At 72.2% G+C, this 10,545-nt stretch carries 8 protein-coding genes; 5 read left to right on the top strand and 3 right to left on the bottom strand.

What is annotated here, in order from left to right; translation table 11 throughout:
• Positions 1-48: 48 nt before the first annotated feature.
• Positions 49-1,566 (bottom strand): aminopeptidase P family protein, encoded by a 1,518-nt coding sequence (locus tag ACFWXO_RS37735; protein ID WP_380529886.1) that lies wholly within the window; start codon positions 1,564-1,566, stop codon positions 49-51.
• A 212-nt stretch (positions 1,567-1,778) separates the two neighbouring features.
• Here ACFWXO_RS37735 and ACFWXO_RS37730 point away from each other — a divergent pair, with 212 nt between their 5' ends.
• The 3 genes from ACFWXO_RS37730 to ACFWXO_RS37720 all read left to right on the top strand — a co-directional run bounded on the left by ACFWXO_RS37730 (position 1,779) and on the right by ACFWXO_RS37720 (position 5,800).
• Positions 1,779-4,835 (top strand): hypothetical protein, encoded by a 3,057-nt coding sequence (locus ACFWXO_RS37730; RefSeq protein ID WP_380529885.1) that lies wholly within the window; start codon positions 1,779-1,781, stop codon positions 4,833-4,835.
• Between the two features lie 85 nt (positions 4,836-4,920).
• Complete coding sequence (locus ACFWXO_RS37725) at positions 4,921-5,328, top strand: hypothetical protein (RefSeq protein ID WP_375886400.1); 408 nt, start codon at positions 4,921-4,923, stop codon at positions 5,326-5,328.
• Between the two features lie 253 nt (positions 5,329-5,581).
• The gene (locus tag ACFWXO_RS37720) at positions 5,582-5,800 is read left to right on the top strand and encodes a hypothetical protein (protein ID WP_380529883.1); all 219 of its coding nucleotides are present in this window, start codon (positions 5,582-5,584) and stop codon (positions 5,798-5,800) included.
• A 19-nt stretch (positions 5,801-5,819) separates the two neighbouring features.
• Here the strand turns inward: ACFWXO_RS37720 and ACFWXO_RS37715 are convergent, their stop codons facing one another.
• Positions 5,820-8,621: a BTAD domain-containing putative transcriptional regulator gene (locus ACFWXO_RS37715; protein WP_380529881.1), complete on the bottom strand. Its 2,802-nt coding sequence runs from the start codon at positions 8,619-8,621 to the stop codon at positions 5,820-5,822.
• A gap of 116 nt (positions 8,622-8,737) precedes the next feature.
• Entirely contained in the window at positions 8,738-9,610 is an 873-nt protein-coding gene (locus ACFWXO_RS37710; RefSeq protein ID WP_380529879.1) for a helix-turn-helix domain-containing protein, read from the bottom strand.
• A 188-nt stretch (positions 9,611-9,798) separates the two neighbouring features.
• Here ACFWXO_RS37710 and ACFWXO_RS37705 point away from each other — a divergent pair, with 188 nt between their 5' ends.
• Together ACFWXO_RS37705 and ACFWXO_RS37700 are read left to right on the top strand one after the other, a co-directional pair.
• Complete coding sequence (locus tag ACFWXO_RS37705; protein WP_380529877.1) at positions 9,799-10,023, top strand: hypothetical protein; 225 nt, start codon at positions 9,799-9,801, stop codon at positions 10,021-10,023.
• A gap of 8 nt (positions 10,024-10,031) precedes the next feature.
• Positions 10,032-10,259, top strand: coding sequence for a hypothetical protein (locus ACFWXO_RS37700; protein WP_380400850.1), 228 nt, complete (start codon positions 10,032-10,034; stop codon positions 10,257-10,259).
• Positions 10,260-10,545 lie beyond the last annotated feature (286 nt).

The raw sequence follows: 10,545 nt of genomic DNA, 5'->3' as shown, positions 1-10,545 counted from the left end.
GCCCCGGCGTGCTGCCGGGGCCGCACTGCGGTGGTCGGTCGCAGGTCGTCAGCCGCGCAGGGCGGCCAGCCAGGCTTCGACCTCGGTGGAGGCGCGGGGGAGGTCGGCGGAGAGGTTCTCGTTGCCGTCCTCGGTGACCAGGATGTCGTCCTCGATCCGGACGCCGATGCCCCGGTACTCCTCCGGGACGGTCAGGTCGTTCTGCTGGAAGTAAAGGCCCGGTTCGACGGTGAGCACCATGCCCGGCAGCAGCGTGCCGTCGACGTGCTCCTCGGTGCGGGAGTGGGCGCAGTCGTGGACGTCGAGGCCGAGCATGTGGCCCGTCCCGGCGAGGGTGAAGCGGCGGTGCAGGCCCAGCTCGTACACCTTGTCGGCGGTGAGGTCGCCGAACAGGCCCCAGGCGGTGAGGTGTTCGGCCAGTTCGCGCTGGGCGGCGCGGTGGAAGTCGCGGAAGTCCGCGCCCGGCTTCACGGCGGCGATGCCGGCCTCCTGGGCGGCGTGCACCGCGTCGTAGACCTTGCGCTGGATGTCGGTGAAGCGGCCGGAGACCGGCAGGGTGCGGGTCACGTCGGCGGTGTAGAGCTCGTCGGTCTCCACGCCCGCGTCGAGCAGCAGCAGGTCGCCGGGGCGGGCCTGGCCGTTGTTGCGCACCCAGTGCAGGGTGGTGGCGTGGGGGCCGGCGGCGGCGATGGTGCTGTAGCCGACGTCGTTGCCCTCCAGGCGGGCGCGGACGAAGAAGGTGCCCTCGATCAGGCGTTCCGGCGTCGCGGCGTCCGTGCCCAGGACGCGCACCACGTCCTCGAAGCCGCGGGCCGTTGCCTGGCAGGCGTGGCGCAGCTGGGCGATCTCGAACTCGTCCTTGACCAGCCGCAGGCCGGAGAGGAAGACCTCGAACTCGGCGTCCCGCTCGGGGTTCGCGCGGCCGCCGACGGCTGCCTCGACCCCGGCGTCGTGCCGGCGCAGCACCCGGACCGGGGCGGTGGTCGCGGCCAGGTCGGCGCGTGCGGTGCGGACGTCCCGGCAGGGCAGGCCGAACAGCTTCTCGCTCTCGGTGAGGCTGTTGCGGCGGCCGTCCCACAGTTCGCCGTGGCCGTCGAGCCAGAACTCGCCGTTCTCGATGTCGGAGCGGTTGCGCAGGTAGAGCACGGCGTGGTGGCCGCTGGCGCCGGTGGGCTCCAGGACCAGGACGGCGTCCTGGGACTGGTCGCCGGTCAGGTAGACGTAGTCGGAGGAGGGGCGGAACGGGTAGTCGGTGTCGTTGGCCCGCACCTTGGGGTTGCCGGACGGGACCACCAGCAGTTCACCGGGGAAGGCGGCGGACAGCGCGGCCCGGCGGCGCTCGGTGTGGGCGGCCTGGGGGATCGCTTCGAGGGCGTGGCGCTCGGTGTCGGCCCAGCCGCGCTTCATGCTCTCGGCGAGTTCCTCGGTCACCCCGCGCGTGAGGCCGTTCTTGCGGTACTTGATGGTCTCGGTGGCTTCGGTGGCGTCAGTGGGCTCGGTCACAGCGGACTCTCCAGAGGGGGCGGGGAGATGCGGCGCCTCGTCGCGCCGACCTGCCTGGCACATGGGTACGTAACAAGCGTTGTGTACCGTATATCGAACGGCGTCCGAAGAGAAGGGGCCGGTACCGAATCCGGTAACCGGCCACGGCCGTTCGCACACATCGCCTACCATCCCGGCGGGGGGAGGGACCGGTGTGCGGGAGCACGCCCGGGCAGCTCGCCCCTGCGGCGGCCCGGACCCGGTGCCGACCGCTCCGACGACCGGGAGTTGACTCGGTGACACTCACAAGACGCACCGGCCGGGGCCTGACGGCCGCGGCGGTGCTGGTCGGACTGGCCGTGGCACCGGCGGGCTTCGCCTCTGTACCCGCCGCCGCCCTCACCTCCGTACCCGCCTCCGTGCCCGCCGCCGCACCCGCTGCCGTACCTGCCGCCGCACCCGCCGCGGCGCCTCCGGTGCCGGTGAACCTCACGGCCGCGGGCCCGTTCGCCGACTCGTTCCGGCAGAGCCCGGCGCTCAACACCGCGCCGCTGCGCGGGTTGAACGTCGGCCTGGACCAGCGCCAGCAGGGCAGCGCCCGGACGGTCTCCTGGACGAGGACCTCCGGCCGCTGGGACACCTCGGTGGCGCCGGACTCCTCGTACGTCCAGGTCAGCACCCCGGACCAGCCGAACCGGCTGGTGTTCACCACCGGGATCTCGGCGGTCATGCTGGGCGCTCCGGTGATCGCGGACACCGACGGGACGTACACCGTCTCCACGGTGGTGGATCCGGTGGTGGGGGACACCTCCAGCGGTGACTGGGCCTCGCTGGTGCTCGGCCGCAGCCACCGTGCCAACGGGTACGTCACCAGCGGCGACGTGGACCTGGGGCTGACGGTCACCTCGGCCGGGAAGCTGGCGCTGTTCCACGGCGGCGGAGGCGAAACCCCCTTCTGGCAGGGCTCGGTGGCCCCGGCCGACCGGTACGCGGTCTCGGTGAAGGTGTCGACCGGGGCGGACAAGGCGGTGACCCTGACGGTCAACGGCACCGCGTTCACCGTCACCGGCCCCGGGTCGGTCAACCGCTGGCCGAGCAGCGCGTTCCTCTACCTGGGGGCGTACCTGTCCGGCCCGGGCGAGCTGACGACCTTCGGCGACGGCAACGGCACGGGTGTGAACGCCAGCCGGATCGACGCCGCCGCGACGGCCGGGGCGAAGCCCTTCGTGGACACCTTCGACGGCGCTCCGGCGGGCGGCGACGACGGGCTGAACGACGACCTGAGCGCCCGCCAGCCGACCCTGGTCTCGGCCAACTACACGGCGGTGTCCGGCACCAAGGGCCTGGCCGCGACGCCCCCGGCGGGCTCGGTGCGGGTCAACAGTCCCGCCGCGCCCGACGCGCTGTCCTTCCCCCAGGGCACCGCCGCCGTCCGGTTGAACAAGCCCGCCACCGCGGACCTGTCCGGCTCCTACACGGTGCACGCCCGGTTGACCCCGGCCGTCGGCCGCACCAGCGGCACGGACGCCGCGACCCTGCTGGTCAGCAACGCCTCCGGCGCCACCGGCGCGGTGGACACCGACGACGTCGCCCTCGGCCTCAGGCTCCAGGCCGACGGCGCGCTCACGCTCTACCAGGGCGGTACGCCGCTGCCGTTGCTGAGCGCCGCCGTCCCGGCCGGCTCCGGCACCCACGACGTCGCGCTCACCCTCGCGGGCGGCGCCGCCCGGCAGGCCGTCGTCACCGTGGACGGCAGCACCGTCTTCGCCGGTCAGACCCCGGCCGCCCTGCCCCGGGACGGCTACCTCCACCTCGGCGCGCAGCGCAGCACCCCCGGCACCGTCACCACGGCCGACGACCTGCGGGTCAGCATGCTCGGCGGGCTGGACTACTACGGCTACTTCGACGTCATGGACCCGGACCAGTACAACAACAGCGTCGACCACAGCGCCGAGCTGTTCCCCTGGACCACCATGAACAACTTCATCGGCCAGGACCTCACCGATCCGCGCTACGCCGGCTTCCTGGACTACTGCCGCCCCGCCTCCTGCGTCATCGACGTCAGCAAGCAGGTCGCGGTGCCCTCGACCTGGCCGGTGAGCAAGCCAAACCCGGACGCCCCGGCGGCGCTGGCCGGGCTGGCCGCCCGGATCGGCGCCAACCTGGACAAGCTCTCGGCGATCTACACCCTGGACGAGCCGTACTACCACGGCTTCGACGCCGGCCAGGTGCAGACCCAGGTCAACCAGGTCCGGGACGCCTTCCCCGGCAAGATGCTGGCGTACACCACGGACCCGTTCCACCTGACCTCGCCGGTGCCGAGCGGCGTCGACCTGGTCGGCTTCGACGACTACTGCCCCGGCCGCGGCACCCTGGAACAGGAACTGGCCACTCTGCAGGGCGCCCTGGCCTCGCCCGACCAGCACCTGGTGATGTTCCCGGAGTCGTTCAGCCAGAGCCTGGGGGCCTGCGGGCCGTTCTCGGACGCCCAGATCGCGGCCAACAACGCCGACTACCGCGCCATCGCCGCCCAGCACCCCCGGGTGGTCTACCTCCAGAACTTCCGCTGGCTCAACTCCCAGCAGGGCACCGCACAGCCGCTCACCACCCAGCGCCAGCGCGCCATCGGCACGGCGGTGATCAACGCCACGCCGACCCCGGCCGCCTCCGGCGTCGGCATCTACCGGCCCGGCGACCGCAGCGTCAGCGAGAACAGCCACAACGACGTCTTCCTCGGCGGCTCCGGCACCTCGGCGCTGTTCACCGACGCGGACGACGTCCCGCTGACCGGCCACTGGAACGGCCCCGGCACCGACACCATCGGCGTCTACCACCGGGCGACGTCCACCTTCGTCCTGTCCAAGGCGGACGGCAGCACCAGCACGTACCGGTACGGCAACACCGGCGACCTCCCGGTGGTCGGCGACTGGAGCGGCACCGGCCGCACCACCATCGGCGTCTACCGGCCCGGCGACCAGACCTTCTACCTCAGTGACGACAACGCGAACCCCACCTACTCGCTCAAGTTCGGCAACCCCGGGTGGACCCCGCTGGTCGGCAACTGGAGCGGCAGCGGCCGCACCACCATCGGCGCCTACGATCCCACCACCCGGACGTTCTACCTGCGTGACACCAACACGCCGGGCGGGCAGGCCGACCACACCTTCCAGTACGGCAACACCGGCGACATCCCGATCAAGGGCGACTGGGACGGAACCGGCACCGACACCGTCGGCGTCTACCGGCCCGGTGACCGCAGCTTCTACGGTTCGTCCAAGGAGGGCACCCTGACCGTCTACGGCACCCGCTTCGGCAACTGGGGCGACCAGCCGCTGGTCGGCAACTGGGGCTGAGCGTTTGTAGGCTGAACGGCGGGCCCGGCCGGACCACCACCGGCCGGGCCCGTACGGAGCAGCGCGACGAGGGAAGGGTGCCGGTGTGAGTGGAAGGGCCGGAGGGTACTGGGCGTTCGGCTGCGCGGAGTGCTACGGGGAGGACCCGGAGGCGGTCTGGGCGCGCCAGCGGGAGGGCTTCGCGTACGAGGCGGCCGTGGTGGCCGACCCGCACTTCTCGGTGTCCATCCGCCGCTGCCTGTCCTGCGCGCAGCGGTTCGGCTGGATCCGCACCGAGTTCACCGACTGGTCGGGCGGTGACGACGCCTCCTACCTGACGGTCGTACCGCTCACCGGCCAGGAGTCCACCGCCCTGGCCGTCGGCACCCTGGCCCCGCTCGACCTCGGCCCGCTCGGCGAGGGCCGCCGCCACCTGCACCACGACCGGCCGAGCAGCGGCCCGGCGCGACTGCACTGGGCCACCGGGGCGTTCCCGGTCGAGGAAGGCCACTGAGCGGAGGCCGGCGAGCGGAGGCTGCTGAGAGCGGGCCGCCGAGGCGCTGAACACCACTGAGGCGTCAGGGCGGGGATTCCCTGACGCCTCCGGTGCGGCCCGGTGCCGGGCTCAATGATCACGAGGGGCGGTAGACGGACTGCCAACGTCCGCCCGGGGGCCGCGGGGGCGGGGTGTTGACCGGCTGTCTACCGGGTGCTGCGAACGTGCGGGCGCTTGAGTCCAGCAGTCCCACGTGAGCGAGGAGCAGGAAGTGTTACGAAGCATGGTGGCCCGCCGGGCCCGTGCCGCGGTTGCCGGTGCGGTGGTCCTGGCGGGGGTGTCCGGGCTGTTCGCCGTGGCGGCGGGGGATCCCGTACGGCACGGCTCGCCGGCCGCACCGCCGTCGGCCTGCGGGGGGTCGGCGGACGTGCAGTGCCTGGCGAACAAGGTCGCCTGGAACGGGACGGGGTTGATCATCTGGCAGAGGTGACCGCTCCGTCGGGGGCGGCCTATCCGTCGGCGGTGACGGACCCGTCGGCGGTGGCCAGCGCCGTCAGCAGCGACCGGGCGTCGGCGGACTCCGGGGCGCCCAGGCCGCTGAGCAGTCGGTGCGCCTGCGCCGCGTGAGTACGGGCGGTGCGGTGGTCGCCGCGGGCGGCCACCGCATGGGCCAACACCAGGTGGGCGAGAACGCGTTCGCGCTGTCGCCCACCTCGCGTTGCGAGCCGCAGGGCCCGGGTCGCCTCGTCGACGGCCTCCTCGACCCGCCCGAGCAGGCGCAGTACCTCGGCCAGCCGGCTCCGGGCCGCCGACTCGCGGTCCTGGTCCCCGGCGTGGCCCGCGCGGTCCACGCAGGTGCGTAACTGATCGGCGGAGTCGTCGAGTTGGCCCAGCTCCTGGTGGGCCAGGCCGAGGACGTAGTGCACGTAGGCGGTCATCGCGGCGTCGGCGCCGCCCGGTTCGGACAGCAGCCGGCGGCAGGTGTCCGCGGCCTCCTCGGCGTGGCCGCTGCGGACCCGGGACAGCGCGGCGTTCGCGGTGCTCGCCACCGCGCCGGAACGGTGGCCGAGGCGGTGGGCGAGGGCCGCCGCCGCGTCGAAGGCGGTGATCGCCTCCTCGTGCCGGGCCTGGGCCTGGGCGATCAGGCCCAGGTCGTTGAGGGCCTGCCGGAGCACGGCCGGGTCGTCCGCCTCCCGGCAGGCCCGGGCGGCCTCGCGGGCCTGCTCGGCGGCCTCGTCCAGGCGGGCCCGGCCGAGCAGGACGGTGCCGAGCAGGAACCGGGCGCGGCCCTCGGCGGCGCGGTCGCGGCCGTCCTCGGAGGCGGCGACGAGGAGGCGGGCCGCCTCCTCCGCCCGCCCGGCGAAGGCGCCCAGGCCCAGCGGGCTCAGGGCCACCAGCAGGTCGACGGCGGAGCGCACCGCGGTGGCATCCGGGGCGCCCGAGGCGACGGCGGCGGCCAGTGCGACGGCACCGGGGGTCTCCGCCCGGGCCCAGCGGCGGGCGTCCGGCAGGTCCGTGAAGACCGGGCGGGGAGCCGGTTCGCCGAAGACGTCGGCGACCGGGTCGCCGGGGACGGCGAGGGCGAAGGCCGTCCGGGCGCGGGTGAGCAGCAGGGCCAGCAGGCGGTGGTGGGCGGTGGTGCGTTCGGCCTCGTCGAGGCGCAGGGACGTCCGGCGGGCGAAGGCCCGTACCAGGTCGTGGAAGCGGTAGCGGCCGGGGCCGACCGACTCCAGCAGGGCCTGGTCGACCAGCGCCTCGGCGAGGTGCTCCGCCTCGTACTCGGGCAGGTCGAGGACGGCGGCGGCCGAGGCCAGGGCGATGTCCGGCTCCACCCAGGCGAATCGGCGGAAGGCGGTGGCCAGGGGCGGGGGGAGGAGACGGTAGCTGAGCGCGAAGACCTGCTCGGCGAGCCCCTCCCGGTCCTCGGCCAGGCGTCGGAGGAGGTCGGCGATCGGCTGGTCCGGGGAGGCGGCGAGCCGGGCTGCGGCGATCCGCAGGGCCAGCGGGAGGCGGCCGCAGGCCTCGACCAGGTCCTCGGCGTCGGAGTGCTGGGCGGACCGCCGGGCGGCGCCGATGACCGAGTCGAGGAGGCCGATCGCCTCCTGGGGGCTGAACACGTCCAAGGCGATCCGCAGGACGGACGGGATGCCGGGCAGCGCGGTGCGGCTGGTGACGAGGACGGCGCAGTCGGAGGAGCCGGGGAGGAGGGGTTGGAGCTGGGCGTCGTCCCGGGCGTTGTCGAGGAGGATGAGCAGCCGCTTGCCGGTGGTGACGGTGCGGAAGAGCGCGGAACGGCCGGGGAGGTCCTGGGGCACGGCGGACGGGCGGATGCCCAGAGTGGTCAGGAAGTCGGCGAGGACGTCGGAGGCGCTGGCGGGGACGAGGTCGGCACCCCGCAGGTCGGCGTGGAGACGGCCGTCGGGGAAGTCCGGGCGCAGGGCATGGGCGGCGCGTACGGCGAGGGCGGTCTTGCCGACGCCGGCCATGCCGGTGACGGTCACCAGGCGCAGGCCGGTGGCGGTGGTGCGGTCGGTCAGGGCGCGGGCGATGGCGGCGACGTGGGTTCGTCGGCCCGTGAAGTGGGGTGGTGAAGAGGGGAGTTGATCCGGGTCCAACTCCTGGCGGAGGGTGGTGACCTCGGGCCCGGGCTCGATCCCGAGGTGTTCGACCAGGCGGGAGTGGAGGGAGGTGTAAACGGTGCGGGCCTCGGCGGTGCGGCCGCTGCGGTGGAGACTGCGGATGAGGAGGGCCTGGAGGCGTTCACGGAAGGGGTGCTCGGCGGCGAGCGCCTCCAACTCCGGGAGGTGATCGGCGGAGTGGTCGAGCGCGAACCGCTCCTCCTGGAGCGTGAGGCGGAGCTCGGCGAGGCGCTGACGCTCGCGCTCCATGAGGGGGCCGGGCAGGTCTACGAGCGGCTCGCCGCGCCAGAGCGAGAGAGCGTCGGAGAGGTGTTCCCGGGCCTGGTGCGGGTGGCTCCCGGCGAGTTCGTGGAGCTGCCTGACGCGCCAGAGGTCGATGCGGTCCGGATCGACCGCGATCCGGTAGCCACCGGACTGGGAGAGCAGGAGGGAAGGCTTCTCGCGTACGGGCTCAAGGAGCTTGCGCAGCTGGGAGATGTAGGAGCGGAGGGCGACGACGGGAGATCCGGGCGGTTCGTCGCCCCATAAGTCATTGACCAGTTGGTCGGTCGCGATGACGGCGTTCGGCCGCAGGAGCAGCGACACCAGCACCGCCCGCTGCCGAGGCGCCCCCAGCCCGATGGTCATCCCGGCGCGCTGCACGCAGAGCTGTCCAAGGAGGTCGAAGCTCAACGGATCCGGATGGCCGGCTGGTCGCAAGGCGCGCTCCCCCATAGCTCAAGACGGTGCCGAATCGTCGACTGGCTTCACATCTTTGCCTGCGTGGCGACCATTCACAAAACGTGCTGTCAACTCTCGGCCACTGCAAGCTTGTTCAGTGCCGAATGTAGCCACAGCAGTGATTCGTCGGGTGAGAGGGCCATGGCCCGGAGCGCATCGTAGGAGAGCGCAAAACCGGTCACCTGGTCGGGGGTCTCGATGAGGTGGCCGGGCAGCAGGCCCTCCACATAGGCAACACGAGGGGCATCGTCAAAGTGGAGGATGGTGAGTGAACCGCCGACGACAGCGTGGGTTCGACCACTGGGCAGGATCTGCACGGTGGCGTCCGGGCCTCGGGCGATATCGATGATGTGTCGGATCTGCTTGCAGGTGATGTCTGGACTGCCGATGACTCGCTGCAGGGCCGCTTCGTCGAGAACTACCCACATGAATGGCGGTTTGGAGCAGTGCAGGATTTGCTGCCGGGCCTTTCGCCTCTTCCACAGCTCCTCTATTGCCTGGTCCGATGCTCGCGGATGGCCCAATCGAAGGTATGCGAGGCCGTAGTTGTCTGTCTGCCACAGACCCGGGACCACTAGTGAAAATTTCAGGTGTGTGTTTGCGGCTGGTTCAAGCGCCAGATAGCGTCGAAATCCGTCCGCGACGACCTCGCTGGCCACGAGTGGGAAGAATCGAGTGAAGAAGCCGCCGGAAGGCAGTACGGAATCGAGCAAGGGAGGGAGGTCCGGCGGCGGGGTCCTGTGTGCGGCCTCGATGTTGGCCAGGTGGGACTTGCTGTAGCGAACCCTCTCGCCGAGTTCGGCGATGGACATGCCCGCGCACGTCCGGTAGTGACGGAGCTCGGCCCCGAAGAAGTCCCGTGCGGATCGGCCAGGGGCGAGATTGCGGGGATGTGCGGGCACCTGGGGGCCTCCGGATGTCTTCAAGAGGGGTGGGGACATGCCGCTTCTTCCCAAGCCTAGCTTCGAGGCGGGACTCTTGAGTCACAAATGGCCACTGCCGATTCGGCGCCTACTTCAGCAGAGAAGTACATATGACGAGCACGCAATCTGGCGAAAGCATCATCCTCCAGCGGAGCTTTCCGCCCTGCCGGTGTCCCCGGTGCGGCGACTCCATCCCGGAGGCCGGCTTGGCCGACCACGTCATCGCCCCGGCGGCGCCGCCCGTGCGACGGGTAGCGCCGCCGGTCGAGCCCTACCGCCCCTCCGCCATCGGCGAGCGGGTCTTCGACGTCCGCTCCGGGTGCTGGGCCGCCTTCATGGGGTGGCAGCACGGGAGCGTCTTCCTCCGGCCCCTCGGCGGGGGCATCGAGTGGGACACCGAAGCGCGTTGGATCACGAACACCGAACAGTGAGATGCCCCATGAGCAGCATGATCGACAAGATCACGGCCGAGGACCGTCGCAACGCGGCCGACATCCTCGACGACCTCCAGGCTGTCCTGCACGCCGCCGAGGTGAAACTCCCCTCCCTCGGCATCGACTGGCGCCTCGTCAAGGAGACCGGCGTCCTCCTGATCGACCTCGGCGCGGCCCGGCCGGACGTCATCGAGCGCCTGGTCGTCGTCCTCCGCAGGGGTATGCGACCGTAGCCGCCGCCGGTGCCATCGCGATCGGGAGCTTCCTCCTCGCAGCCGTCGTCCTCCTGGCGATCCCCGCCGACACGTCCTCGACAGCCGACGCCCTGGTGTTCGCCCTCACCTTCCTCGCTGCCTCCACCGGTGGATTCTCCATCGCCGCAGGATGGTTGAGGGTGTACGCCTAGCAACAACGGTGCGGGGGGGGGGGGGGGGGGCGCGCGGCCCGCCCCACACAACCCCTCCCCCCCCCCCCCCCTACCCACGATGCGCCTGAGCATTCTACTCACTCCAAAATCTC

Source organism: Kitasatospora sp. NPDC059088 (assembly GCF_042738155.1).
Lineage (GTDB): Bacteria > Actinomycetota > Actinomycetes > Streptomycetales > Streptomycetaceae > Kitasatospora.
Note: the sequence above shows the minus strand (reverse complement) of the source record. Positions and strands in the feature narration are given on the sequence as shown.

What these genes read in the sequence shown, in the direction of transcription:
- ACFWXO_RS37735 (WP_380529886.1), bottom strand. Translation starts at nt 1,566, where the DNA reads ATGTGCCAGGCAGGTCGGCGCGACGAGGCGCCGCATCTCCCCGCCCCC.
- ACFWXO_RS37710 (WP_380529879.1), bottom strand. Translation starts at nt 9,610, where the DNA reads ATGTCCCCACCCCTCTTGAAGACATCCGGAGGCCCCCAGGTGCCCGCA.
- ACFWXO_RS37700 (WP_380400850.1), top strand. Translation starts at nt 10,032, where the DNA reads ATGAGCAGCATGATCGACAAGATCACGGCCGAGGACCGTCGCAACGCG.